Source organism: Rahnella sp. P4_A8, assembly GCF_056402435.1.
On the sequence record NZ_JBFUHK010000006.1, the window covers coordinates 141,503 to 166,564 of the forward strand.

Sequence of the window (25,062 nt, forward strand, 5' to 3'; positions counted from 1 at the left end):
AGCGCTAGGAAGATAATGTTCTGATTAAGTTGGAGAAATCTTCTTTGATGTCGTGACTTTCTTCACGCAACTGCTCGATTTTACGGCAGGCGTGCAACACCGTGGTATGGTCCCGACCACCGAACGCATCGCCGATTTCTGGCAGGCTGTGGTTGGTCAGCTCTTTCGCCAGCGCCATCGCCATCTGGCGTGGGCGGGCTACCGAACGGGAGCGCCGTTTGGAAAGCAGGTCAGCGACCTTGATTTTATAATATTCGGCCACTGTTTTCTGAATATTATCAATAGTGACCAGCTTCTCCTGAAGCGCTAACAAATCGCGCAACGCTTCACGAACGAAGTCGATGGTGATCGCACGGCCGGTAAAGTTGGCATTGGCGATCACGCGGTTCAGTGCGCCTTCAAGCTCACGCACATTGGAACGCAGACGTTTAGCAATAAAGAAGGCCACTTCGCCGGGCAGACGGATATCGTTCTCGTCGGCCTTTTTCATCAGGATCGCTACGCGGGTTTCTAATTCAGGCGGCTCGATCGCCACCGTTAAACCCCAGCCGAAACGCGATTTCAGACGATCTTCAACACCGTTGATCTCTTTTGGATAACGATCCGAGGTCAGGATGATCTGCTGATTGCCTTCCAGCAGGGCATTAAAGGTGTGGAAGAACTCTTCCTGCGAACGTTCTTTATTGGCAAAGAACTGGATGTCATCGATGAGCAACGCATCGACAGAACGGTAATAGCGTTTGAACTCTTCAATGGCGTTGTTTTGCAGGGCTTTGACCATGTCCTGAACAAAACGCTCGGAGTGCATGTACACCACTTTGGCATTGGCTTTACGCGCCATGATGCCGTTACCGACGGCGTGCAATAAGTGGGTTTTACCCAGACCGGTGCCACCATAAAGGAAAAGCGGGTTGTACGCGCCACCCGGATTATCCGCCACCTGACGCGCCGCCGCGCGAGCCAGTTGGTTAGATTTACCTTCTACGAAGTTATCAAAGGTATGTTTCGGGTTGACGTTAGAGCGATAAGACAGCTCAGGCTGAGCCGGTGAGCTGTCCCAGCTTGGACGGGAAGGCGCCAGACGCGGAATGGCAGGCGCAGCCTGTGAACTGACGCTGGCCGCAACAGGCTGGCTGACGCGTTGGATCACCGGCTTGCTGCCGACTTCAAAACGCAGCAACGGTGCATCCGTGCCACAGAAATCGTTAAGCAAGCCGTTAATATTATTTAGGTATTTGTCACGAACCCAATCCAGAACAAAACGATTCGGGGCATACAGCGCCAGCGTATTGTCGTTGAGTTCCGCCTGCAGGGGGCGTATCCACATACTGAATTCTGTGGCAGGTAGTTCATCCTGCAAACGGGCAAGACATTGCTGCCAAAGCGAAAGTGACACGGCGGACTCCACTCGAACAAGTATCAAAAAAGAAAAGGATCAGGATATTTTTTAAATCATGATTTTTGGCACACGTTCCGCCCGCTAATGGGGGAAAATTTCTCTCACCACCCTGTCAGTGGCGTAAAGTCACGTGCGAACCGCTTTTTGCGGTTTTTGTCGATAGCATCCCAGCCGGGATCGCGATCGGAATGGCGGATCATAACGCAATCCGGCCCAGAGATCCTCCCCTTCCTGACAGATTAGATCCTTTTTATCCACAGGCAGCAATCGGCAAGTGGGTAAGCTTAGCCGATCCTTTTAAAATTAGGCGATGTAATCATCACTCTGGTGAAAAAATAGGAGTCCGCTGAGTTAAATTTCATCATACTGCGAGAAAGATCGCACGCCTGTGGATAAGGATCAGGCGAGGATCCTTGCGATTTGCGGCAGAGTCCGTATAATCTTCAGCCCTACGTGTGAAGCCTGTGTTCCTGATGGTCATAACCAGATGGATATTGCGGTGTGACCACGGGCAATTCTGGTAAACACTTGAACCATTTCTGGCAATGTAAATTGACTCAGGACTGTACAGTTATTACAATCCCGCTTCTTTATATGTTGCGACAAAGGCACCGGTCGTTTTTTCGCCGAAATGTCTTCGCGTTTACTGATCAGTAATAATTTAAGTTTAGGTAGAAATCGCCATGAAACGCACTTTCCAACCGTCCGTATTGAAGCGCAACCGTAGCCACGGCTTCCGTGCTCGTATGGCCACCAAAAATGGTCGTCAGGTTCTGGCTCGCCGTCGTGCGAAAGGCCGTACCCGTCTGTCAGCTTCTAAGTAATAAAAGCTAACCTATTTAGTGGTTAAGCTCGCTTTTCCCAGGGAGTTACGTTTGTTAACTCCCCGTCATTTCACTTTCGTCTTCCAGCAGCCACAACGGGCTGGCACGCCGCAAATCACTATACTCGGCCGCCTGAACGAGCTGGGGCATCCCCGCATCGGTCTCACCGTCGCAAAAAAACACGTCAAACGCGCACATGAACGCAATCGGATCAAACGCCTTACCCGCGAAAGTTTCCGGTTGAATCAGCATACGCTGCCGTCGATGGATTTTGTGGTAGTAGCCAAAAAGGGTGTCGCCGATTTAGATAATCGCGCGCTGACGGAAGCGTTGGAGAAATTATGGCGTCGACATTGCCGACAGGCTCCCGCATCCTGATAAAGCTGATACGTGGTTATCAGCTATTCATCAGTCCGTTGCTCGGGCCGCATTGCCGCTTTCGACCAACCTGCTCTCAATACAGTATTGAAGCAATTGGTCGTTTTGGCATGTTAAAAGGCAGTTGGTTGACTTTGAAACGCGTATTAAAATGCCATCCTTTGAACCCAGGTGGTGATGACCCCGTACCGCCGAAAACCGACAATAACAGAGAACACTAACGATGGATTCGCAACGCAATCTTTTCCTCATCGCTCTGCTGTTCGTGTCTTTCATGATCTGGCAGGCATGGCAAACGGACCACGCTCCGCAACCGGCCAACCAGACCACGCAACAGACTGCGAACACTGCAAACGGTGATGCTACTAATCAGGCTGTTCCTGATAGCGGACAGGGCAAATTAATTACAGTTAACAGTGATGTGCTGTCATTAACGATCAACACCCGTGGTGGCGACATTGAGCAGGCTCTGCTGAAGGCTTACCCAACGACTTTGGGCTCTGACCAGCCTTTCCAGTTACTGGAAACTACTCCTAATTTCCTCTATCAGGCACAAAGTGGTCTGACAGGTAAAAACGGTCCAGACAATCCGGCTAACGGTGAACGCCCTCTGTTCAAGGCGAGCTCCGATACCTTCACAATGGCTGAAGGCCAGTCTGAACTGCGCATTCCGATGACTTACACGGCGGCGAACGGTGCGATTTACACCAAAACCTTCGTGATCAAACGTGGTTCTTACGCGGTAAACGTTGAATACAACATCAACAACACCACGGCTGCCCCGCTTGAACTGACCATGTTCGGTCAGCTGAAACAAACCACCGAATTACCTAAGCACCGTGATACCGGCAGCAATAACTTTGCTCTGCACACGTTCCGCGGCGCGGCATATTCCTCAAGTGATGACAAATATCAGAAGTATGCGTTCGATAAGAGCGAAGCACTGAATGTCACGACTCAGGGTGGTTGGGTTGCGATGTTGCAGCAGTACTTTGCAACGGCGTGGATCCCATCAGCGAAAGACACCAATACCTTCTTCACCACCACCAATAACGGTATTTCAACGATTGGCTTTAAAGGCACACCGTTTACCGTTGCACCAGGTGCACAGCAACAAGTTGCTTCTATCCTGTGGGTTGGTCCGGAAATTCAGGACAAGATGGCCGCTATCGCGCCACACCTTGACCTGACGGTTGACTACGGTTGGTTATGGTTCATCTCTCAGCCACTGTTCAAACTGTTGAAATTCATTCAAGGGTTTGTCGGTAACTGGGGCTTCTCGATCATCGTTATCACCTTTATTGTTCGCGGTATCATGTATCCACTGACCCGCGCACAGTACACGTCGATGGCGAAAATGCGTATGTTGCAGCCGAAACTGGCCGCCATGCGTGAACGTATCGGTGATGACAAACAGCGCATGAGTCAGGAAATGATGGCGCTGTATAAGTCTGAGAAAGTGAACCCGCTGGGTGGCTGTCTGCCGCTGGTTATTCAGATGCCAATCTTCCTGGCACTGTATTACATGCTGTCTGGTTCCATTGAACTGCGCCACGCGCCATTCATCCTGTGGATCCATGACTTGTCAGCACAAGACCCGTACTACATTCTGCCGGTTCTGATGGGTATCACGATGTTCTTCATCCAGAAGATGTCGCCGACCACCGTCACTGACCCGATGCAGCAGAAGATCATGACCTTCATGCCGGTCATCTTCACCGTGTTCTTCCTGTGGTTCCCGTCTGGCCTGGTGGTGTACTACATCGTCAGTAACCTGGTCACCATTCTCCAGCAGCAGCTGATTTATCGCGGGCTGGAAAAACGTGGCCTGCACAGCCGCGACAAGAAAAAGTCATAAGTGAATGTCAGGACGGCTTTCGTCCTGACCGCTAAACTTGATGATAAAAAAGAAAGGCGATCATTTGATCGCCTTTTGCATATCCGTAAAAAGACCAACAGAGATCATTGCTATGAGCACCTCAGATACCATTATTGCCCAGGCAACCCCACCCGGCCGCGGTGGTGTGGGCATTTTGCGCATTTCCGGCCGTGCGGCGCGTGATGTGGCACAGGCTGTCTTAGGTAAACTGCCCAAGCCGCGTTATGCCGATTATCTGCCGTTTCAGGATGCTGATGGCAGCACGCTGGATCAGGGCATCGCGTTGTGGTTCCCCGGCCCGAACTCCTTTACCGGCGAAGACGTGCTTGAGCTGCAAGGCCACGGCGGGCCGGTGATCCTGGATTTGCTGCTTAAACGCATTATCGCGCTGGAAAACGTGCGAATTGCGCGTCCTGGCGAATTCTCTGAACGGGCTTTCCTCAACGATAAACTCGACCTGGCGCAGGCTGAAGCGATTGCTGATCTTATCGACGCCAGCTCCGAGCAGGCCGCACGTTCAGCGGTTAACTCCTTACAGGGCGCTTTCTCGAACCGTATTCATCATCTGGTGGAAGCACTCACTCACCTGCGGATCTTTGTCGAAGCGGCTATCGACTTCCCCGATGAGGAAATCGACTTCCTGTCCGACGGTAAAATCGAAGCCAAACTCAATACGGTGATGGGTGATCTCGATGCCGTGCGGGCCGAAGCACGTCAGGGCAGCCTGCTGCGTGAAGGGATGAAAGTGGTGATTGCCGGGCGTCCGAACGCCGGTAAATCCAGCCTGCTGAACGCGCTGGCTGGTCGTGAAGCGGCGATCGTTACCGATATCGCGGGCACTACGCGTGACGTTTTACGCGAACATATCCACCTTGATGGCATGCCGTTGCACATCATTGACACCGCCGGGTTACGTGAAGCCAGCGATGAAGTTGAGCGAATTGGTATCGAACGTGCATGGAATGAGATCGAACAGGCTGACTTAGTGCTGTTTATGGTCGACGGTACAACAACGGCAGCAACCGAGCCTGCGGACATCTGGCCCGAATTTATGGCCCGCCTGCCCGCGAGTTTACCTATTGTCGTTGTACGCAACAAAGCGGATATCACCGGCGAAGCGCTGGGACAAACGGAAGTGAATGGTCACTCACTTATTCGCCTTTCTGCCCGCACCGGCGATGGCGTTGATCTGCTGCGCGATCATCTGAAACAGGTGATGGGCTTCAATCACAATATGGAAGGCGGATTCCTTGCGCGTCGCCGTCACCTGCAGGCGCTGGAACAGGCCGCACAGCATCTGGTTCAGGGTAAAGATCAACTGCTTGGCGCATGGGCGGGTGAACTGCTGGCGGAAGAACTGCGTCTGGCCCAGCAATCGCTGAGCGAAATCACCGGTGAATTTACCTCGGATGATTTACTGGGGCGTATCTTCTCGAGTTTCTGTATCGGTAAATAAGCCGCTCTTCGCAGCAAACAAAACCCACATTGGAAAATGTGGGTTTTTTATTTTATTCAAAGAATTACGCCTTACCAGACTTTATAAATGCGTCCGGTCTGCGCCCCTTCCACGCTGCGACGATACGCTTTCGCCACGCGCGCTGCCGGTGCAGCCTCAAAGCCCGGGAAGAACGGGCCGTAAGCTTTCAGCGACTCTTCTACTACGGTCGGGCTGACCACATTGATGCGAATACCCCGTGACAGTTCAATCGCCGCGCCCCGGACAAAGCCTTCGACGGCGGCATTTACCGTGGTGGCGTTTGCCCCCTGACGAATAGGTTCATCAGCAATGATCCCGCTGGTCAGCGTGATGGAACCGCCATCGTTAAGGAATGACTGACCGATCAGCGCAAGGCGCACCTGGCCAAGCAGTTTATTCTGCAAACCAATATTGAACTGTGCTGCGGTCATCTCCACCAGCGGGCCAAAGTGCAGGCTGCCGGTAGTAGCAATAATCGCATCAACTTTTCCCGTACTCTGGAAAAGCGCTTTTACGCTGTTTTCATCGGTAATATCGACCTGAAAATCGCCGCGGGTTTTGCCTGCGGTGACAATTTCATGGTCTGCGCTAAGCTCCTGAATCACGGCTTTACCCAATGTACCTGTCCCGCCAATCACTAAAATTTTCATCAGATATTCCTCAACGTTGTTTGCAGGACCATCTTTCACCAAACTACGGGTTAGATATAGAATCGTATTATTCATTCTGTTCTAACTCAGGGTTTGTAATGTGGATAAGTTGCGGAATATCGAGGTCTTTATCAGCGTGGTAGAAACCGGGAATTTCAGTACAGCAGCGGAAAAGCTGGGGATTTCAGCAGTGATGGTCGGCAAGCATATTCAGCAGCTGGAAAAGTATTTGAATGCCCGCCTGTTGCAACGCACCACACGCAAGCAAAGCCTGACGGATGCCGGTGAAGTGTTTTACGAGAACGGAAAACGGGTGCTGGAGCAGATGAAATTCACCGAAAGCGCGATGGAAAGCCTGCAAAGCGTGCCGACCGGACTGCTGCGGATCAGCGCACCCGTATCACTCGGCTCCAGCGTGGTGGCGCCGATGCTGGCCCGTTATCTGCAAAAACACCCGAAAGTAAACGTGGAACTGATACTGAGCAACGCCAGGGTAGATTTGATCGGCGAAGGATTTGACGCGGCGATCCGTATTGGCGAAATTGGCGATGACCGGCTGGTCGCCAAGCCGCTGAACCCTTATGAAATGGTGATCTGCGCTTCTGCAGATTATTTACAGCGTTTCGGCACGCCCGCGACGCCGGAAGATCTGAAAACGCACCCGTGCCTGGTGCATACCGTCTGGAATCAGAGTGAAGGCTGGCATCTGGCGAATGCAGAGCGCACCACGTCAGCGTGGCCGGTTAACAGCCGCTATGTATCCAACGACGGTCATGCGCTGCGCGCTGCCGCACTGGAAGGCGCCGGTTTGTTGCTGCAACCCAAAGTGTTACTGGCCGAAGATATCGCCAGCGGAAAACTGATCCCGGTACTTGAGTCTTTTATCCCGAAACCCCGGGCAGTGCATCTGGTTTATCTGCCCGATTTCAGGCCGCGCGCCAAACTGACCAGCCTGATTAACTTCATGACTGAACACGCCTTTTACTGAGCCTTACGCAAAATACAAAACGGTAAGTGATCGCTCACTTACCGCTCAGTTTTGAACACTTTTAATCAGACGAAATCAGAGCTTAAAGCCTGCTACCACGGTTTCCAGCTGAACGGTCTGATCCTGCATCGCCTGCGCAGCGGCAGAAACCTGTTCCACCAGCGCGGCGTTCTGCTGCGTGGCGTTATCCAGCTGCGTGATAGCCACATTTACCTGCTCGATGCCCAGACTTTGCTCCTGACTGGAAGACATGATTTCGTTCATCAGCGTCGCCACGTTGTTCACGCCACCCATGACTTCATCCATCGTCGTTCCGGCGGTCGCCACCAGTTCGCTGCCGGTGGCGATATCCGCCACAGAATCCTCGATCAGCTTTTTGATTTCACGCGCGGAAGTGGCTGAGCGCTGTGCCAGACTGCGCACTTCGGATGCCACAACGGCGAAACCGCGTCCCTGTTCACCGGCACGCGCCGCTTCAACCGCCGCATTCAGCGCCAGAATGTTGGTCTGGAAAGCGATGCCGTCGATCACGCTGATGATATCGACGATTTTATGTGAAGAGCGGGTGATCGAGCCCATGGTCTCAACCACCTGTTTCACCACGTCCGAGCCCCTCCCGGCAACAGCCGAGGCATCACGGGCCAACTGGTTAGCCCCTTCCGCATTGGCAGCGTTCTGTTTTACGGTGCTGGTCAGCTGTTCCATTGAGGCTGCCGTTTCGACAATCGAGCTGGCCTGTTCTTCGGTTCGTGCTGACAGGTCCAGGTTACCGCTGGCAATCTGGCGCGAAGCCGAGGTGATAGCCAGACTGCTGTCGCCAACCTGACGCAGAATGGATTGCAGGAAAGACAGGAAACCGTTGAAGTTCTGGTTGATCTGATTGAACTCAGGGCTGCGGCTTTCCGGTAAGCGCCGGGTTAAGTCGGCACCGCCCGCAGAAAGCTGGGCGATATTTTTATTCAGTGCCGCCAGCTGGCGCATGAAAATTTTAATCGCGGCGATCAGAACGATCAGCAACAGCAAGACCATCGGGATTTGAACCAGTCCGAGACTCGTCAGAATGCTGTGGCTGCGCGCCAGTAACTGACTGGTCGGCATGTCGGTGGCGATAAACCACGGCCCCTGAATGTTGCTCATAAACATGGTATGCGACGTGCCGTCATTATCGTAGTCAGCCACCAGACTCGCCTGCCCGTTGATCTGATCCAGACTTTTGCGGATCTGCATCGCCAGCGGAGAAGTTTCGCCCAGTGAGGCCAGTTTCGGCAGTTTTTCATCCGTGGAATGACTGGTACCGACGATGGTGCCGTCTTTTTCCACGATATAAATCCTGGCGTGAACCTTTTTCTCCATCTCTGTCACCAGCTGGTTAAAGAACCCCAGTGTGACGTCAATGGTGGCGACGCCCCATTGCTTATCATCTTTGTAAATCGGCATCGCACAGTTAGTCCGCGGCTGGGTGCTGGCGTCATCGAAATAAGCAGGCGCCCAGACACACTGACCCTTTTCACCTTTTGATGCCGCCAGATACCACGACTGATCGAAATAGTTTGGGGATTCGGCGCTGTTCCAGAAAGTATTGACCGTCAGTTGATTATTATTATTACGGGCAAAGAAGGTGCTGAATTTGATTTTGGCCGGATCGCGTTGGTTCGGCAGAGGCCAGATCCCGCCACCAAACACGGCAGAGTCACCGTACTGATCAACCAGTGCCGGAAGTAAACGATCGATACTGTCGCTGTCCATTTGTGCAACAGTCTGGGTAATGGTGCGAACCTGTGACTCAACTTTATTCAGGCGGTCATTAATTGCCACCGCGACATCATCCACCTGATTAGCAACCAGATTACTTTCTGTCTGTTTCAGCTGGGGAGCGATATACACCTGGATCACGATAAGCGTAACGATGATCAGCACAATAAAAAACAAGCTGATCAATGCGATAAAGCGGGATTGCGTCGTTTTTAACATTTTTGGGTACTCGCAGGCAAAGCAGCGAGATCGCTGCTTAATTAGTAACGGCATTTTCTGGCGTTTCTTTATGTGGCTGTAGTAGATATATCTGGTGTAAGAATCTTATGAGTAAAAATCCAGAACATCATTCCAGTGAGATTCTTTCCCAATAAGAGATTAAGACTGTGATTACTTTCACTTTATGTTTATGAAAAACTGTATGAAAAGGGAAGAATGTGTGTGGCACTGCGGGGTTTAAGCGGTTTTTAATGATTTCTCTTAATGTTATTCTTTAGAACAATTGAGAAACTGCGGTCGAACCATTAATCATGGAGTGAACAATGGCGTGCCATTTTGCAAGATGGGCAATGACGGATGCAGAACCGGATACACACCGGTTGCCGCAAGAGATCGTATTATTTGCAAAACACCTTTCCGAAAAACAGCGCAAGCGTTTCTTAAACGGCCGCGTTCTGCTGGCAGAAATGATTTTCTATCTCTATGGAATCGCGGAACTTCCCAGCGTCATCACGTTACCCAGCGGTCGTCCGAGTTTTGAATCCCCTGATTTGCCTGATTTCAGTCTGGCGTATGCAGGAAGTACCGTCGGTGTTTTAATCAGCAGCGAAGGGAAAGTCGGCCTCGATCTCGAAATCATTCATGCCCGCAGTGCGCTGGTGAATCAGCAACAGCAATTACAGCTTTCTGCGGTGGAGAAAACCTGGATTGCTATGCAATCCGATCCGGTGGAATCCTCTCTGCAACTGTGGTGTATCCGCCAGAGCATGCTGAAAATGTCCGGCCTGAACGATCAGAGTCCGCTTACGCTCAGCCTGAATCCCGCTTCTGGTCGTTTACGGTCTACCGTAACGCCCGAGGCGCAGGTGATGAGCGACATTGAAGGTTCCATTATCTGGTCATGTGCGCAGTCACCCTCGATTATCCGTTTGCAGTGCTGGCGTTACGAACCTGAAAACGGCTTCACCCGCACACAAACCCTGGCCACAGACCAGCAATCTGAATCACCACACTTCATGAAATTCATCAGCCTGCCACCCGCTAAATAAAACTTCACTTTTGTTTACGCCCGTCGTGCCGTTTTTCGTTTATGGTTACAGGCAGTTCCTTTCGCAAAGTCATCCATAACAGGAGTTACCCATGTCAGCTCAACCACTGAAGTTTGTCACACTGTTAGGCAGTCTTCGTAAAGCGTCTTACAACGGAATGGTCGCCCGCACATTGCCAAAAGTGGCACCAGAGGGCATCAGCATTGAGGCGTTGCCTTCCATCGGTACACTGCCGCTCTATGATGCAGATATTCAGCAGGAAGAAGGCTTTCCGGCGGATGTTGAAGCGATTGCGGAACAAATCCGTCAGGCGGATGGCGTCATTATCGTCACGCCGGAGTATAACTACTCCGTTCCGGGCGGCCTGAAAAATGCGATCGACTGGATTTCCCGCCTGCCGAATCAGCCACTGGCCGGTAAGCCCGTGCTGATCCAGACCAGTTCAATGGGTCCGGTCGGCGGGGCACGTTGTCAGTATCATCTGCGTCAGATTCTGGTGTTCCTGGATGCGATGGTGATGAATAAACCCGAATTTATGGGTGGTGTGATCCAGAATAAAGTGGATGAGCAAATCGGCGAAGTCATCGACCAGGGGACGCTCGATTTCCTGCGCGGCCAGCTGACGGCATTTGCCGACTATACGCGCCGCGTCAGCCAATAATTCCGGTCATCAGAAATGCAAACAGCCCGCAATGCGGGCTGTTTTTTTACAGGCGTTAAGCAGATGTCAGCGGATTAATGCCCGTCGACAAACGCGATTTTCAGCACAAACAGCAGGGCTACGACCACCACACACGGGCTGATTTCTTTCCAGCGGCCAGTGCCCAGTTTCATCACCACGTAAGAGATGAAGCCCAGCGCGATACCTTCGGTGATCGAGAAGCTGAACGGCATCATTACCGCGGTCACGAACGCCGGAACCGCTTCGGTCAGGTCATCCCAGGAAACACGCGCCAGACTGGAGGTCATCAGCACGCCGACATAAATCAGCGCACCGGCCGCCGCGTATTCCGGCACCATCCCCGCCAGTGGGGAAATGAAGATCACCAGCAGGAACAGTAAACCGGTCACCACCGCCGTCAGGCCGGTACGACCGCCCACGGAAACGCCGGAGGTGCTTTCAATGTACGCGCCCACCGATGAAGTACCGATAAATGCCCCCGCCACGGAAGACACGCTGTCAACGTACAGCGCCTGTTTCATCTGCGGGAACTTGCCCTGCGCATCAGCCAGACCGGCTTTGTCGGTCACACCAATCAGCGTGCCGGAGGAGTCAAACAGGTTCACCAGCATGAAGGAGAAAATGACGCCCGCCAGACCGATATTCAGCGCGCCTTTCAAATCCACCTGACCGACAACCGTGGTGATGCTCGGCGGCATCGACCAGAAACCGGTGTAATGCACATCGCCAATCATCAGGCCAATGACTGTCGTGACAATAATCGACACCAGCACCGAGGCGTGGAAATTGCGCGACGCCAGCACGGCAATAATGAAGAACCCCAGCACACCGAGCAGCACGTTGTGCGAGGTCAGATTACCGATGGTCACGATGGTGTCAGGGTTCGGGACAATAATGCCGGCGTTTTTCAGCCCCATCATGCCGATAAACAGCCCGATACCGGCGGTAATGCCCACACGCAGGCTGACCGGAATATTGGCAATCATCCAGTAACGGATGCGGAAAATAGTCAGCAGCAGCAAACCCACAGCACCCCAGAATATCGCGCCCATCCCGATCTGCCATGAAACCCCCATCGCGCCCACGACCACAAACGCAAAGAACGCATTCAGACCCATCGCCGGTGCCAGAGCGACCGGCAGGTTGGCGATCACGCCCATCAGGATGCTGCCGAACGCGGCAATCAGGCAGGTGGTCACGAACACGGCCTGTTTATCCATCCCCGCAACACCCAGGATCTGCGGGTTCACGAAAACGATATAGACCATGGTCAGGAAGGTAGTTAAACCGGCGATAGTTTCGGTGCGTACGGTGGTGCCGTGCTGCGTCAGTTTAAACAGACGTTCAGCCAGACCTTTACCCGCAGTCGCATTGCTCTGTGGTGTGCTCATTGGTGAGTTCCAAAATGGGGGAAAAACAATCGGGGGGTATCCTAAGGATTTTAGCCCGAAAGCGCCAGCACTGGATGTATGGGATTAAATCTATCGTTCGGGTACAGTGCCATAATGCACGCCAATAGATGAAACGCTCACAGGGAGAAAGTATGTCACAGGTTGAATGTGTCTTTTTTGATTGCGACGGTACGCTGGTGGACAGTGAATTGTTGTGCTGCGAAGCCTATGTCGAAATGTTCGCGCATTTTGGTGTGACGGTTTCATTCGACGAAATGTATAAGAAATACAAAGGCGTCAAACTTTACGAAATCGTCGCGATCGTCAATAAAGAGCACGGTATCGACGTGCCGAAAGAAGAAATGGAAGTCGTGTTTCGCCAGCATGTTGCCCGTCTTTTCGACAGCAAACTTGAACCTATTGACGGCGCACGCGAGTTACTGGAACAAATCACCGTGCCGATGTGTGTCGTCTCAAACGGCCCGGTCACCAAAATGCAGCACTCTCTCGGCCTGACCGGATTGCTGCCTTTTATGGGGGATAAGTTATTCAGCGGCTATGATTTACAGCGCTGGAAACCCGATCCTGCCGTCTTGTACAAAGCAGCCGACGTCATGAACGTGCCGGTGGAAAACTGCATTCTGGTTGAAGATTCCGTGGCAGGCGCACAGGCCGGGATCACCGCAGGCATCCCGGTGTTTTACTACTGCGCCGATCCGCATAACCCTGCGCTCGATCACCCGCTGGTGACCACTTTCCACGACATGCGCGAACTGCCGGGGATCTGGCGGGAGATGGGGTATCAGGTCACTCGCTGAGTGATTTTTCGTAAGCCTGCATGCGCTTTTCCAGCTCCGTCAGAGATCGCAGGCCATCAGCCAGCGGCAGGGTTTTATCATTGAAGATTTCCAGTGACCAGGGGCCGGTGAAACCTTTACGGTTCAGCGTGCTGACAAAATCCACCAGCGGTAAATCGCCCTGCCCCGGATAACAGCGGTAACTACGGCTCCACTGCTGCACGTTCATGTCTTTGAACGGTACATCGGCCAGTTGCAGGAAACTGATTTTTTCCAGCGGCACTTCATCCAGACGGTCAAGATTGTCGCCCACGGCGAGAATATGAAAGCTGTCGAGCACAATGCCCAGCGCCGGACTGTTCACCTCGCGTACGCGATCCCACGCCTGGCGGTAACGGTTGACGTGTTTACCCCATGCCAGCGCTTCATAGCCGATACGGATGTCATACAGCTCCGCCATTTCCGCCAGCGCAGCGAGATCGGCAATCTGCACCTCCCGCTCCGGTGAACTTTCCGGATCGGTGTTGCTGCACACCAGTAAATGATCGCAGCCCAGCTCGCTCATCAGGTCGAACTGGCGGCGTGCGCTGGCGAGTTTTTCAACCCGCTTCTCTGCCGGAACCCCTTCGAAATCACGGAAAGGTTGCAGCAGGAAAATGCGCAGGCCGAGAGAATCGGCGAGGTTACGGATAGCCGCCGGTTTGACAGGACTTTTAAGCAAATCGTCTTCGAATATTTCCACACCATCAAATCCTGCAGCCGCAATGGCGGTAAGTTTTTCAGGCAAGGTTCCTGGTACTGAAACTGTCGCAATAGAATGTAACCGGGTGGTTGCAGGCAAAATAGTGTCCTTTTAGTCAGGCTTCGATACTTACAGTAGTGGACCCTCACGCCACATTCGTCAAGTGCGGCGAAGTTGTATGAACGCACAGATTGTAACTGGGCTAAGCAATGGTTAATCTCTGTGGCGAGAATGTGGTTAATGAAGAGGATAAGACGCTGAGCAGCCAAAGTTCCCCGGCGCCGGGACGTAAAAATGATCCGATAGGACTCAGGCAGCGCATTTTCGACAGCGCTCTGGCTGAATTCGCTGAATCCGGTCTGATGGGCGCGCGCATGGAAAATATCGCCTCCAATGCCAGCACCACGAAACGTATGGTGGTCTACCACTATAAGACCAAAGAAGCCCTGTACATGTTGGTTCTGGAACACGTTTATCGCGGTATTCGCCAGCACGAGCTGGAGCTGGACTTATCTTCGTTGCCACCTGCGGAAGCGATCGTCAAACTGGTAGAAGCCAGCTTCGATTTCCATGTCTCACACCCGGAATTTATCCGTATTGTATCGACAGAAAACATGCTGCGCGGCCGCTTTATCCGCCAGTCCACCAGCATCCGTGAGATCAACAAAACGGCATTAACGCTGCTGGAAGATATCCTTGAACGCGGCAAACAAAGCCATCTGTTTAAGGAAGATGCGCAGGCGCGCGACGTTCACCGCCTCATCAGCAGCCTGTGTGTGCACCAGGTCGCCAACCAATATACGTTCGGCGCTTTGTTTGAAAATCCGGATGAGGTGGATTTACAGACCGCCCATTACCGGCAGTTGGCAGTACAGGTCGCGCTGCGCTATGTGATGAAATAATTGCGCTGACCGGACGCGGGTATAGATCGGAAAGCAAAAAGGCCTCGTCAGAGGCCTTTTTTGTGGAGCGATGTCAGTAAACCCTTATTCTTTCGGCACATCTTTACCGTCTGTCAGCAATTTATCCAGCGCATCGCCGCCCACATGACGGAAATCCTGACCTTTCACAAAGTAGAAAATGAATTCGCAAATGTTCTGGCAACGGTCACCGATACGTTCGATAGAACGGGCGCAGAACAGTGCGGTCAGCACGCTTGGAATCGTGCGTGGATCTTCCATCATGTAGGTCATCAGCTGGCGCACAATGCCTTCATATTCCTGATCCACTTTTTTATCTTCACGGTAAATACGCACCGCTTCGTCAAGATCCATACGCGCAAACGCATCCAGCACATCATGCAGCATCTCTACGGTATGGCGGCCCAGCGATTCCAGGCTGACCAGCAACGGCTGATGCAAATGTGAGAATTTTTCCAGCGCCGTGCGGCAGATTTTATCTGCCACGTCACCGATACGCTCGAGTTCAGAAATGGTTTTGATAATCGCCATCACCAAACGTAAATCGCTGGCGGTTGGCTGGCGCTTGGCAATGATGCGCACACAAGCTTCGTCGATCGCCACTTCCATCAGGTTAACTTTGTCATCACCTTTGATGACGCGTTGCGCCAGTTCGGCATCCTGATTGTGCATCGCCGTGATGGCGTCAGTCAGTTGTTGCTCAACCAGGCCGCCCATCGCCAGAACCTGCGTACGGATATGTTCAAGCTCAGCATTGAACTGGCCAGAAATGTGTTTGTTTAAGTTCAGGTTGTCCATTCTTTGTACCTCAACCGTAGCGGCCAGTAATGTAATCTTCAGTCTGTTTGCGCGCTGGTGAAGTGAACAGCGAGTCAGTGTCGCTGTATTCGATCAGTTCGCCCAGATACATAAACGCAGTGCGATCTGAACAACGCGCAGCCTGCTGCATGTTGTGGGTCACGATCACCACGGTGTAATCAGATTTTAACTCGGTGATCAGCTCTTCGATACGGCCGGTAGAAATCGGATCGAGCGCCGAGCAAGGTTCATCGAGCAGCAGAACGTCAGGACGGATCGCAATACCACGTGCAATACACAAACGCTGTTGCTGGCCGCCGGACAGGCTGTAACCACTCTGGTGCAACTTGTCTTTAGATTCATTCCACAATGCAGCTTTGGTCAGCGCCCATTGCACACGCTCGTCCATATCCGTGCGGGACAGCTTTTCAAACAGACGGACACCAAACGCGATGTTGTCGTAAATCGACATCGGGAATGGCGTCGGTTTCTGGAAGACCATGCCGACTTTGGCGCGCAGCAGCGCGATGTCCTGCTTATCAACCAGAATGTTTTCGCCATCAAGCAGGATTTCACCCTCAGCGTGCTGTTCCGGATACAGCTGGTACATTTTGTTAAACGTACGCAGCAGCGTGGATTTACCACAGCCTGACGGGCCGATGAATGCCGTGACTTCGTTCTTAGCAATATCCAGGGAAATATTTTTCAGCGCGTGGAATTTGCCGTAATAAAAGTTCAGATCGCGAACCTGAATTTTGCTGTTGGATGCGTCAGTCATTCTCAGACATCTCTCTTATTCGCGCGCCGCATGGCGACGCCGGGTAAACAGTGATGGCAGCCGCTATCACCTGCCATCGATAATAAATTCGCTTATTGCTTTTTCGGGGCGAAAATCACACGCGCCAGAATGTTCAGCAGCAGCACACACACGGTAATCAGCAGAACACCCGCCCACGCCAGTTGTTGCCACTCGCCAAACGGGCTCATCGCAAACTTAAAGATGGTGACCGGCAGGTTAGCAATCGGCTGCATCATGTCGGTGCTCCAGAACTGGTTGGAGAGCGACGTAAACAACAGCGGCGCGGTTTCACCGGCAATACGGGCAATCGCCAGCAGGATCCCGGTGATAATGCCGGAAACTGAGGCTTTCAGTGTGATGGCCGAAATCATTTTCCACTTCGGCGTACCCAGTGCGTAAGCCGCTTCACGCAGGCTGTCCGGCACCAGTTTCAGCATGTTTTCCGTGGTACGGATAACAATCGGGATCTGTAACAATGCCAGTGCAAGCACGCCCGCCCAGCCGGAGAAGTGTCCCATTTTTGCCACCATAATGGTGTACACAAACAAGCCCACAACGATGGATGGTGCGGAAAGCAGAATGTCGTTAATGAAACGAATGAATTCAGCCAGCCAGGATTTACGTCCATATTCGGCCAGATAAATCCCCGCCATCACGCCCAGTGGCGTACCGATGACCGTTGCCCACAGAATCAATAATCCGCTGCCTGCAATGGCGTTAGCCAGACCGCCGCCTGCCGTATTCGGAGGCGGGGTATTTTCTGTGAACAGCGCCAGCGACATCCCGTCAACACCTTTAACGATAGTGGTGAACAAGATCCACACCAGCCAGAACAGACCAAACGCCATGGTCAGCATGGAGACCATCAGCGCCAGACGGTTCTTCTGACGGCGCCACGCCTGACGTTTGCGACGCGATTCCAGTAATGCAGTATTACTTTGCATTTCGAGTGTCGTCATCTTAACGGCCCTCTTTCTTAGCCAGACGCAGGATCATCATTTTCGACAGCGCCAAAACAATAAAGGTGATGACAAACAGGATCAGACCCAGTTCCATCAGTGCAGACGTATGCAGCCCGGCTTCCGCTTCGGCGAATTCGTTCGCCAGTGCAGAGGTAATGCTGTTGCCCGGCGCGTACAGCGATGCGCTATCGAGCTGGTAGGTGTTACCGATAATGAAGGTCACCGCCATGGTTTCGCCAAGTGCGCGCCCCAGACCTAACATCACGCCGCCGATCACACCATTTTTGGTGAACGGCAGCACGATACGCCAGATCACTTCCCATGTAGTGCAACCAATGCCGTAAGCAGATTCTTTCATCATCACCGGCGTTTGCTCGAACACGTCACGCATGACGGAAGCTATGTACGGGATGATCATAATGGCGAGGATGACGCCTGCAGCCAGAATACCGATACCAAAACCCGGACCGGCGAACAGGGCACCAACAATCGGGATACCGGAAAGTACATCGCCCAACGGCGTCTGAAAATACTGCGCAAACAGCGGGGCGAAAACGAACAGCCCCCACATGCCATAAACAATACTGGGGATCGCCGCCAGCAGTTCAATAGCAATCCCCAGCGGGCGTTTCATCCAGTTCGGCGCCAGCTCGGTAAGGAATAATGCGATACCAAAGCTGACGGGAACAGCAATCAGCAGGGCAATAATGGAGGTCACGACCGTGCCGTAAATCGGCACCAGTGCGCCAAATTGCTGGTTCGGTGCATCCCAGGTTTTCGTCCACAGGAAGGACAATCCGAACTTTTCAATGCTCGGCAGGGAAGCAATAAACAGCGAGACGATAATGCCGCCCAACATAAATAGCACAATCAGCGCTGCCAGTTTAACCAGCGCGCCGAAGATGATGTCACCGTTTTTGCTGGGTGCCTTGATAGCCGGCTTGTATTCAGCCATACCACTCTCTTTTAATTCAGATTTAATTCCCTCCCCGGCCGGAGAGGGAATGAAGCAGAAGACTTGTACTCTATATCAGACCCGAGGTCAGATCCTAGTAAAGTGCTTTACCGCTGCTGTCTTTGATGTTGGTTTTCCAGGCTGCGCGGATCTGTTCTACAACAGAAGCTGGCAGTGCGGCGTAATCCAAATCAGTCGTCAGTTTGTTACCGTTTTTGTAAGCCCAGTCGAAGAACTTCAGCACTTCGGTGCCCTTCGCTGCATCTTGCTGGTCTTTGTAAATCAGGATGAAGGTGGTGGAGCTGATTGGCCACGCATTATCACCTTTCTGATTGGTCAGGTCCTGAGCGAAGGTTTTGCTCCAGTCTGCGCCTTTAGCGGCTGCACTGAAGGATTCTTCTGTCGGGCTGATGGCTTTGCCGTCTGCATCTACCAGCTTGGTGTAAGCCAGGTTGTTTTGCTTGGCGTAAGCATATTCTACGTAACCGATTGAACCTGGCAGACGCTGTACGAATGCGGCCACGCCGTCGTTGCCCTTGCCGCCGAGACCCGTTGGCCAGTTAACAGTAGAACCTGCACCGATTTTGTCTTTCCACTCGCTGTTCACTTTCGCCAGGTAGCTGGTGAATACGAAGGAAGTACCGGAACCGTCAGCACGGCGAACCACCGCGATGTTAGTGTCTGGCAGTTTCACGCCCGGGTTCAGCTTGGTGATCGCCGTATCGTTCCACTTTTTGATTTTACCGAGGTAAATATCACCCAGCGTTGCGCCATCCAGAGTCAACTGACCGGATTTGATGCCCGGGATGTTAACAGCCAGTACCACGCCGCCGATTACAGTAGGAAACTGGAACAGACCGTTTTTATTCAGATCTTCTTCTTTCATCGGTGCATCAGATGCCCCGAAATCAACGGTTTTAGCGATGATTTGTTTCACGCCGCCGGAAGAACCGATGCCCTGATAGTTAACCTGAGTACCGGTTGCTTTCTGGTATGCATCAGCCCACTTAGCATAGACAGGGGCTGGGAAGGTACCGCCAGCGCCAGTCAGGTTAGCGGCAGCGAAAGCAGACATTGCTGTGAGGGAGAAAGTCGCTGCTACAAGACCGGCGACGGTGTTACGCATCAATTTCATGTTCCACTCCTGGTGGTTTTAAACTTCCCGACTGATGTCGACGTTAATTAAAGTGTTTGGCACAGGAGGAAAATAGGACAGTTTAGTGACAGTAAAATGTACGTTATATGACAGTTTTATGACACAGGTCACAATTCGAACCATACGGGCAAAATGTGGGAGTTTTAAGCAGAAAAAGCCGGTTATTACACCGGCGGATAATGAAAAGCAGGTGAATTAACGCCCCTTCTTCTTACGGCCAGGCTGGGCAAAACGCTTGCGGGATGCGGAATTCGCTTCAGGTTTTTCGCTGTTTTTCGTTTTAGTGACAGCCGGTTTTTTAGCCTGAGCAGGTTTTGATGGCACTTTTTTCGCCGGTTTGTCTTCAGACGAAGAGTTTTCAATCAGCTTAAACAATTCGATCAGTTCATCATCGGTCAGATCACGCCATTCGCCCAGCGGTAATCCTTTCAGATTGATGTTCATAATACGCACACGTTCAAGCTTAGTGACGTCGAAACCAAAATGCTTAGTCATGCGGCGGATCTGTCGGTTAAGTCCCTGCACCAGCGTAATGCGAAACACCATCGGTGCTTCTTTCTTCACTTTGCATTTCTTGGTCACGGTACCGAGCATCGGCACACCCGCGCCCATACCGGCAATAAACTCGTCCGTGATCGGTTTATTGACGGTCACGATATATTCTTTTTCGTGGTCGTTACCGGCACGCAGGATTTTATTGACCAGATCGCCGTGATTGGTCAGTAAAATCAGGCCCTGCGAATCTTTGTCCAGACGGCCAATCGGGAAGACGCGTTTGCTGTGGTTAACGAAATCGCGGATGTTGTCCCGCTCCCCCTCTTCCATCGTGGTGATAATGCCTACGGGCTTGTTCAGCGCAATAAGCACCAGATCTTCTTCATCACGCGGCTCAATAATCTGACCATTCACTTTCACCACATCGCCGGCAAACACCTGAGCACCCACCGCAGCACGCCTGCCGTTGATAAAAACATTTCCCTGTTCGATGTAACGATCAGCATCGCGGCGCGAGCAGATGCCGCTCTCGCTAATGTATTTGTTGAGACGAATGGAGGAGTTGGTCAGCATTCAGCGGGGTACCTTCAGAAAAACGCGAACTATACCTTATCCGGGGCGGGTTACGAAGCCTGAGAGAAGAGAATCGTGACCGGCTGCTGACAAAGGGAGAGCCGGAGAACAACATTCTGGAAAGARAAAAGCGCCCCGGGAGGCGCTTAGAGATAACATGGCTGAAACCGGACAGTCTTATTCGACAGTCACAGACTTCGCCAGATTACGTGGCTGGTCAACATCGGTGCCTTTAATCAGCGCAACGTAGTAGGACAGCAACTGGAGCGGTACGGTGTAGAAAATCGGAGCGACGATTTCTTCAACGTGAGGCAGCTGAATAATCTTCATACCGTCACTGTCGACAAAACCCGCGTCCTGATCGGCGAAGACATACAGTAAACCGCCACGTGCACGCACTTCTTCGATATTCGACTTCAGTTTTTCCAGCAATTCGTTATTGGGCGCAACCACAATCACCGGCATATCCGCATCAATCAGCGCCAGCGGGCCATGTTTCAGCTCGCCTGCCGCATAGGCTTCAGCGTGGATATACGAAATCTCTTTCAGCTTCAGCGCACCTTCCATCGCGATCGGATATTGATCGCCACGGCCAAGGAACAGGGCGTGATGTTTATCAGAGAAACCTTCAGCCAGCGTTTCGATAGTCTTATCCAGCGACAGCATTTGTTCGATGCGCGCAGGCAACGCCTGAAGCGCGTGAACAATGTCGTGCTCAACTTGCGGACTCATCCCTTTCAGGCGGCCCATACGCGCCACCAGCATCAGCAGAACGGTCAGCTGCGTGGTGAAAGCTTTGGTTGAGGCCACACCGATTTCGGTGCCCGCTTTGGTCATCAGCGCCAGATCGGATTCACGCACCAGAGAAGAACCAGCCACGTTGCATACTGCCAGCGAACCAAGATAACCCAGCTCTTTCGACAGACGCAGCGCTGCCAGCGTATCAGCCGTTTCACCCGACTGAGACAGCGTGATGATCAGGCTGCCCGGACGAACAGCAGATTTGCGATAGCGGAATTCCGAAGCGATCTCGACATCACAAGGCATGCCAGCCAGTGACTCAAACCAGTAACGCGCCACCATCCCGGAGTTATATGACGTACCGCAGGCGATAATCTGCACGTGCTGAACACGGGACAGAATTTCGTCCGCTTTTTCGCCCAGCTCGCTCAGATTCACTTCGCCGTGGCTGAAACGGCCTTCCAGGGTGTTTTTAATGGCCAGCGGCTGTTCGTAGATTTCTTTTTGCATGTAGTGGCGGTAAACGCCTTTATCACCGGCGTCGTACTGCACTTTGGATTCGATTTCTTCACGCTCAACGGCATGACCATTTTTGTCATATACGCTGACGGAACGGCGCTTAACTTCAGCAACATCGCCTTCTTCCAGGAACAGGAAGCGGCGGGTCACAGGTAACAGCGCCAGCTGATCGGAGGCAATGAAGTTTTCACCCACACCACGACCAATCACCAGCGGGCTGCCGGAACGGGCAGCGACCAGAACAGACGGATCGCGGCGATCCATCACCACCGTGCCGTAGGCACCCCGCAGTTGCGGGATAACGCGCTGGACCACTTCGAGCAGCGTACCGCCCTGGAGTTGTTCCCAATGCACCAGATGCGCGATCACTTCGGTATCTGTTTCAGAATCAAAACGGTAGCCGCGTTCAATCAACAATTCACGCAGAGGTTCGTGGTTTTCGATAATGCCGTTATGCACCACAGCAATGTAATCAGACACATGCGGGTGAGCATTCGCTTCAGAAGGTTCGCCATGGGTTGCCCATCGTGTGTGAGCAATACCGGTGCCACCATGCAAAGGATGTTCATCGAGTGCATCAGCCAGCATCTGGACTTTACCCAGACGACGCAAGCGCCCCATTTTCCCGTCAGCATCAATGACAGCCAGACCGGCTGAGTCATAACCGCGGTATTCGAGACGGCGTAAACCTTCCAACAGAATTTCAGCAATATCGCGTTGCGCTACTGCGCCTACAATTCCACACATCAGTTTTATTCCTATTGAAGGTCTTTTCGGGACCTTTTTTGATGCCTGACCTGATTTATCCGCAAGCCCCGTTTTCCRGTGTACTTGCGGTTCCCCGAGCCTTGTAGAGAGTTGGGGATTATTATGAACAGCTTATTTTTTCTTCACCGGTTTCTGCCAGTCAGGTTTATGCACCTGCGGCACCCGGCTTAACAGTAAACCATTGTCCGGCACGTCGCGCGTGACCGTTGTACCGGCGGCGATCGTCACGTTATTACCCACAGTGACTGGCGCTACCAGCTGAGAATCTGACCCCACAAAGACATCGTTACCGATGATGGTCTTATGCTTGTTTACGCCGTCGTAGTTGCAGGTGATGGTACCCGCGCCGATGTTAACGTTATCCCCAATATCAGCATCACCAAGGTAGGAGAGATGACCAGCTTTAGAGCCTTTGCCGAGACGCGCTTTTTTGATTTCGACGAAATTGCCGACATGCGCGCCTTCAGCCAGTTCAGCGCCGGGGCGCAGACGGGCGAAAGGCCCGACCGTACAACCGCTTTCCAGCACCGCATCTTCGAACACGCTGTAAGGACTGACTTCACAGTCATCGCCAATCACGCAATTTTTCAGCACGCAGCCCGCACCGATTTTGACGCGATCACCCAGTTTCACGTGACCTTCGATAATGACATTGGTGTCGATCAGTACATCGATGCCGTGAGACAGTTCACCGCGCAGATCAAACCGCGCTGGGTCCATCAGCATCACGCCTTCGAGCAACAGACGCTCTGCCTGTTCACTCTGATATACGCGCTCAAGACGGGAAAGTTGCAGGCGGTTATTCACACCATCCACTTCGCTGTTTCGCGCCGGATGAACGGTGGCGATCAGATGTCCTTCCGCATGCGCCATCGCAATAATATCGGTGATGTAGTATTCACCCTGCGCGTTGTTGTTATTCAGTTGACCGAGCCAGCGTTTGAATGACGCGCCGTTAGCGACCAGGATACCGGTGTTAATTTCCTGAATTTTCAGCTGTTCTTCGCTGGCATCTTTCTGCTCAATAATGCCGGTAACAATGCCATTCTCACGAACGATACGGCCATAACCGGTCGGGTCATCCAGCACGACGGTCAGTAAACCAATGCCGCCATCGGGCTTGGCTTTGAGTAATTCGTTCAGGGTGTCGACGGAAATCAGCGGAACATCGCCGTACAGCATCAGCACATCTTCATCATCGGCAAAGAACGGCGCCGCCTGCTGCATCGCATGACCGGTCCCCAGTTGCTCTGCCTGCAATACCCAGTTCAGATCACTGCCTGCCAGATTTTTCTTCAGTAAATCGCCACCGTGGCCATAGACCAGATGCACGTTCCGGGCACCCACTTGCGTGGCCGCATCAATGACGTGCTGAACCATTGGCTTGCCAGCCAATGGGTGAAGAACTTTCGGAAGGTTGGAGTACATGCGTGTCCCCTTGCCCGCGGCAAGGATCACCACACTCAGTGCGCTGTTCGACATAGGTAACCTGACAAATCCAATTTGAGTGACAAAAGTAACCCGTTCAGTGCGCGGATTACTACATATTTCGCTTCAAAAACCGCCCGCAGGCCGCAGCCTGCAAGGGTTGTATGCTGTATAGACTACACCAAAAAAACTGAGGGTAAAGTGTCGGTTAATCACCCAAGTATTCCATTAAAAGCGAAAATTAGCCTTGGGAAAAACACTGAAAATGCACTTTATTAAAAGCAAAAAAAAAAGCGACCCGAAGGTCGCTTTTCTAACTGATGTTGTTACATCGCTTTTCTGGTCAGTTCGATAACGCGAAGTTTCGCGATCGCCTTAGCCAGTTCCGCTGACGCCTGAGCGTAATCAACGTCGCCGTGAGAACCACTAATGTGTTCTTCCGCTTTGCGCTTAGCTTCAAGCGCGCGCGCTTCGTCGAGGTCTTGCCCACGGATTGCAGTATCAGCCAACACGGTCGTTGCATTCGGTTGCACCTCAAGGATGCCACCGGAAAGATAGATATACTCTTCTTCACCGTGTTCTTTAACAATGCGCACCATGCCAGGCTTGATGGCGGTGAGCAGCGGAGCATGCCCCGGGAAAATACCCAGTTCGCCTTCGCTACCCGTCACCTGGATCTTTTGTACCATGCCGGTAAACATACGTTTTTCCGCACTAACAA

23 protein-coding genes and 1 pseudogene are annotated in these 25,062 nt (G+C 52.4%); 10 read left to right on the forward strand and 14 right to left on the reverse strand.

What is annotated here, in order from left to right; genetic code table 11:
* Positions 1–4 precede the first annotated feature (4 nt).
* Positions 5–1,396, reverse strand: coding sequence for a chromosomal replication initiator protein DnaA (dnaA, locus tag AC1DUO_RS05525; RefSeq protein ID WP_014333276.1), 1,392 nt, complete (start codon positions 1,394–1,396; stop codon positions 5–7).
* Between the two features lie 686 nt (positions 1,397–2,082).
* Here dnaA and rpmH point away from each other — a divergent pair.
* From rpmH to mnmE, 5 genes are all read left to right on the forward strand, one after another.
* A complete protein-coding gene (gene rpmH, locus AC1DUO_RS05530) occupies positions 2,083–2,223 on the forward strand; it encodes a 50S ribosomal protein L34 (RefSeq protein ID WP_009637487.1) in 141 nt (46 codons plus the stop codon).
* Between the two features lie 18 nt (positions 2,224–2,241).
* Positions 2,242–2,601, forward strand: a complete 360-nt coding sequence (gene rnpA, locus AC1DUO_RS05535) for a ribonuclease P protein component (protein WP_071823635.1) — start codon at positions 2,242–2,244, stop codon at positions 2,599–2,601.
* Entirely contained in the window at positions 2,565–2,822 is a 258-nt protein-coding gene (yidD, locus tag AC1DUO_RS05540; protein WP_013577705.1) for a membrane protein insertion efficiency factor YidD, read from the forward strand. Before rnpA ends, yidD begins: the two co-directional genes overlap by 37 nt.
* Positions 2,823–2,824: 2 nt before the next feature.
* Positions 2,825–4,459: a membrane protein insertase YidC gene (gene yidC / locus AC1DUO_RS05545; protein ID WP_013577704.1), complete on the forward strand. Its 1,635-nt coding sequence runs from the start codon at positions 2,825–2,827 to the stop codon at positions 4,457–4,459.
* Between the two features lie 112 nt (positions 4,460–4,571).
* Positions 4,572–5,936, forward strand: coding sequence for a tRNA uridine-5-carboxymethylaminomethyl(34) synthesis GTPase MnmE (mnmE, locus tag AC1DUO_RS05550; RefSeq protein WP_119262213.1), 1,365 nt, complete (start codon positions 4,572–4,574; stop codon positions 5,934–5,936).
* Between the two features lie 71 nt (positions 5,937–6,007).
* On the opposite strand, the gene AC1DUO_RS05555 is transcribed toward mnmE, so the two are convergent.
* Positions 6,008–6,607, reverse strand: coding sequence for a short chain dehydrogenase (locus AC1DUO_RS05555; protein ID WP_015690617.1), 600 nt, complete (start codon positions 6,605–6,607; stop codon positions 6,008–6,010).
* 100 nt (positions 6,608–6,707) lie between these two features.
* Here AC1DUO_RS05555 and AC1DUO_RS05560 point away from each other — a divergent pair, with 100 nt between their 5' ends.
* Positions 6,708–7,595, forward strand: coding sequence for a LysR substrate-binding domain-containing protein (locus tag AC1DUO_RS05560; protein WP_119262212.1), 888 nt, complete (start codon positions 6,708–6,710; stop codon positions 7,593–7,595).
* Between the two features lie 75 nt (positions 7,596–7,670).
* On the opposite strand, the gene AC1DUO_RS05565 is transcribed toward AC1DUO_RS05560, so the two are convergent.
* Entirely contained in the window at positions 7,671–9,566 is a 1,896-nt protein-coding gene (locus AC1DUO_RS05565; protein WP_013577700.1) for a methyl-accepting chemotaxis protein, read from the reverse strand.
* Between the two features lie 323 nt (positions 9,567–9,889).
* Here AC1DUO_RS05565 and AC1DUO_RS05570 point away from each other — a divergent pair, with 323 nt between their 5' ends.
* The gene (locus tag AC1DUO_RS05570) at positions 9,890–10,615 is read left to right on the forward strand and encodes a 4'-phosphopantetheinyl transferase family protein (protein WP_013577699.1); all 726 of its coding nucleotides are present in this window, start codon (positions 9,890–9,892) and stop codon (positions 10,613–10,615) included.
* 91 nt (positions 10,616–10,706) lie between these two features.
* The gene (locus tag AC1DUO_RS05575; protein ID WP_013577698.1) at positions 10,707–11,276 is read left to right on the forward strand and encodes an NADPH-dependent FMN reductase; all 570 of its coding nucleotides are present in this window, start codon (positions 10,707–10,709) and stop codon (positions 11,274–11,276) included.
* A 74-nt stretch (positions 11,277–11,350) separates the two neighbouring features.
* Here the strand turns inward: AC1DUO_RS05575 and AC1DUO_RS05580 are convergent, their stop codons facing one another.
* Positions 11,351–12,688: an NCS2 family permease gene (locus AC1DUO_RS05580; protein WP_095924037.1), complete on the reverse strand. Its 1,338-nt coding sequence runs from the start codon at positions 12,686–12,688 to the stop codon at positions 11,351–11,353.
* A gap of 152 nt (positions 12,689–12,840) precedes the next feature.
* Between AC1DUO_RS05580 and yieH the strand changes: the two genes are divergently transcribed.
* Positions 12,841–13,506 carry a 6-phosphogluconate phosphatase gene (yieH, locus tag AC1DUO_RS05585; protein ID WP_119262211.1) on the forward strand — a complete coding sequence of 222 codons (666 nt, stop codon included), beginning with the start codon at positions 12,841–12,843 and terminating at the stop codon, positions 13,504–13,506.
* Positions 13,507–13,522: 16 nt separating this feature from the next.
* Here yieH and AC1DUO_RS05590 read toward each other — a convergent pair.
* Positions 13,523–14,326: pseudogene (locus AC1DUO_RS05590) on the reverse strand (sugar phosphate isomerase/epimerase family protein); the annotation flags it as partial.
* Between the two features lie 110 nt (positions 14,327–14,436).
* On the opposite strand from AC1DUO_RS05590, the gene AC1DUO_RS05595 reads away from it, so the two are divergent.
* Positions 14,437–15,129, forward strand: coding sequence for a TetR/AcrR family transcriptional regulator (locus tag AC1DUO_RS05595; RefSeq protein ID WP_013577694.1), 693 nt, complete (start codon positions 14,437–14,439; stop codon positions 15,127–15,129).
* A gap of 84 nt (positions 15,130–15,213) precedes the next feature.
* Here the strand turns inward: AC1DUO_RS05595 and phoU are convergent, their stop codons facing one another.
* The 9 genes from phoU to AC1DUO_RS05640 all read right to left on the reverse strand — a co-directional run.
* Positions 15,214–15,945, reverse strand: a complete 732-nt coding sequence (phoU, locus tag AC1DUO_RS05600; protein WP_013577693.1) for a phosphate signaling complex protein PhoU — start codon at positions 15,943–15,945, stop codon at positions 15,214–15,216.
* Positions 15,946–15,955: 10 nt separating this feature from the next.
* Complete coding sequence (gene pstB / locus AC1DUO_RS05605; RefSeq protein WP_013577692.1) at positions 15,956–16,723, reverse strand: phosphate ABC transporter ATP-binding protein PstB; 768 nt, start codon at positions 16,721–16,723, stop codon at positions 15,956–15,958.
* Positions 16,724–16,815: 92 nt separating this feature from the next.
* Complete coding sequence (pstA, locus tag AC1DUO_RS05610) at positions 16,816–17,703, reverse strand: phosphate ABC transporter permease PstA (protein WP_013577691.1); 888 nt, start codon at positions 17,701–17,703, stop codon at positions 16,816–16,818.
* Between the two features lies 1 nt (position 17,704).
* A complete protein-coding gene (pstC, locus tag AC1DUO_RS05615) occupies positions 17,705–18,661 on the reverse strand; it encodes a phosphate ABC transporter permease PstC (RefSeq protein WP_013577690.1) in 957 nt (318 codons plus the stop codon).
* Positions 18,662–18,755: 94 nt separating this feature from the next.
* Entirely contained in the window at positions 18,756–19,796 is a 1,041-nt protein-coding gene (pstS, locus tag AC1DUO_RS05620; RefSeq protein WP_013577689.1) for a phosphate ABC transporter substrate-binding protein PstS, read from the reverse strand.
* Positions 19,797–20,012: 216 nt separating this feature from the next.
* On the reverse strand, positions 20,013–20,885 hold the full coding sequence (rluF, locus tag AC1DUO_RS05625) for a 23S rRNA pseudouridine(2604) synthase RluF (protein ID WP_037033884.1): 873 nt from the start codon (positions 20,883–20,885) through the stop codon (positions 20,013–20,015).
* Between the two features lie 177 nt (positions 20,886–21,062).
* Positions 21,063–22,892, reverse strand: a complete 1,830-nt coding sequence (gene glmS / locus AC1DUO_RS05630; RefSeq protein WP_112197580.1) for a glutamine--fructose-6-phosphate transaminase (isomerizing) — start codon at positions 22,890–22,892, stop codon at positions 21,063–21,065.
* Between the two features lie 132 nt (positions 22,893–23,024).
* The gene (gene glmU, locus AC1DUO_RS05635; protein ID WP_013577686.1) at positions 23,025–24,395 is read right to left on the reverse strand and encodes a bifunctional UDP-N-acetylglucosamine diphosphorylase/glucosamine-1-phosphate N-acetyltransferase GlmU; all 1,371 of its coding nucleotides are present in this window, start codon (positions 24,393–24,395) and stop codon (positions 23,025–23,027) included.
* 272 nt (positions 24,396–24,667) lie between these two features.
* Positions 24,668–25,062 (reverse strand): F0F1 ATP synthase subunit epsilon (locus AC1DUO_RS05640; RefSeq protein ID WP_477986728.1); only part of this gene is annotated, 395 nt, incomplete at its 5' end.

Coding starts and splice junctions, on each gene's coding strand:
- rpmH (WP_009637487.1), top strand. CDS start 2,083: ATGAAACGCACTTTCCAACCGTCCGTATTGAAGCGCAACCGTAGCCAC.
- yidD (WP_013577705.1), top strand. CDS start 2,565: ATGGCGTCGACATTGCCGACAGGCTCCCGCATCCTGATAAAGCTGATA.
- yidC (WP_013577704.1), top strand. CDS start 2,825: ATGGATTCGCAACGCAATCTTTTCCTCATCGCTCTGCTGTTCGTGTCT.
- mnmE (WP_119262213.1), top strand. CDS start 4,572: ATGAGCACCTCAGATACCATTATTGCCCAGGCAACCCCACCCGGCCGC.
- AC1DUO_RS05555 (WP_015690617.1), bottom strand. CDS start 6,607: ATGAAAATTTTAGTGATTGGCGGGACAGGTACATTGGGTAAAGCCGTG.
- AC1DUO_RS05565 (WP_013577700.1), bottom strand. CDS start 9,566: ATGTTAAAAACGACGCAATCCCGCTTTATCGCATTGATCAGCTTGTTT.
- AC1DUO_RS05570 (WP_013577699.1), top strand. CDS start 9,890: ATGGCGTGCCATTTTGCAAGATGGGCAATGACGGATGCAGAACCGGAT.
- AC1DUO_RS05575 (WP_013577698.1), top strand. CDS start 10,707: ATGTCAGCTCAACCACTGAAGTTTGTCACACTGTTAGGCAGTCTTCGT.
- AC1DUO_RS05580 (WP_095924037.1), bottom strand. CDS start 12,688: ATGAGCACACCACAGAGCAATGCGACTGCGGGTAAAGGTCTGGCTGAA.
- yieH (WP_119262211.1), top strand. CDS start 12,841: ATGTCACAGGTTGAATGTGTCTTTTTTGATTGCGACGGTACGCTGGTG.
- AC1DUO_RS05595 (WP_013577694.1), top strand. CDS start 14,437: ATGGTTAATCTCTGTGGCGAGAATGTGGTTAATGAAGAGGATAAGACG.
- phoU (WP_013577693.1), bottom strand. CDS start 15,945: ATGGACAACCTGAACTTAAACAAACACATTTCTGGCCAGTTCAATGCT.
- pstB (WP_013577692.1), bottom strand. CDS start 16,723: ATGACTGACGCATCCAACAGCAAAATTCAGGTTCGCGATCTGAACTTT.
- pstA (WP_013577691.1), bottom strand. CDS start 17,703: ATGACGACACTCGAAATGCAAAGTAATACTGCATTACTGGAATCGCGT.
- pstC (WP_013577690.1), bottom strand. CDS start 18,661: ATGGCTGAATACAAGCCGGCTATCAAGGCACCCAGCAAAAACGGTGAC.
- pstS (WP_013577689.1), bottom strand. CDS start 19,796: ATGAAATTGATGCGTAACACCGTCGCCGGTCTTGTAGCAGCGACTTTC.
- rluF (WP_037033884.1), bottom strand. CDS start 20,885: ATGCTGACCAACTCCTCCATTCGTCTCAACAAATACATTAGCGAGAGC.
- glmS (WP_112197580.1), bottom strand. CDS start 22,892: ATGTGTGGAATTGTAGGCGCAGTAGCGCAACGCGATATTGCTGAAATT.
- glmU (WP_013577686.1), bottom strand. CDS start 24,395: ATGTCGAACAGCGCACTGAGTGTGGTGATCCTTGCCGCGGGCAAGGGG.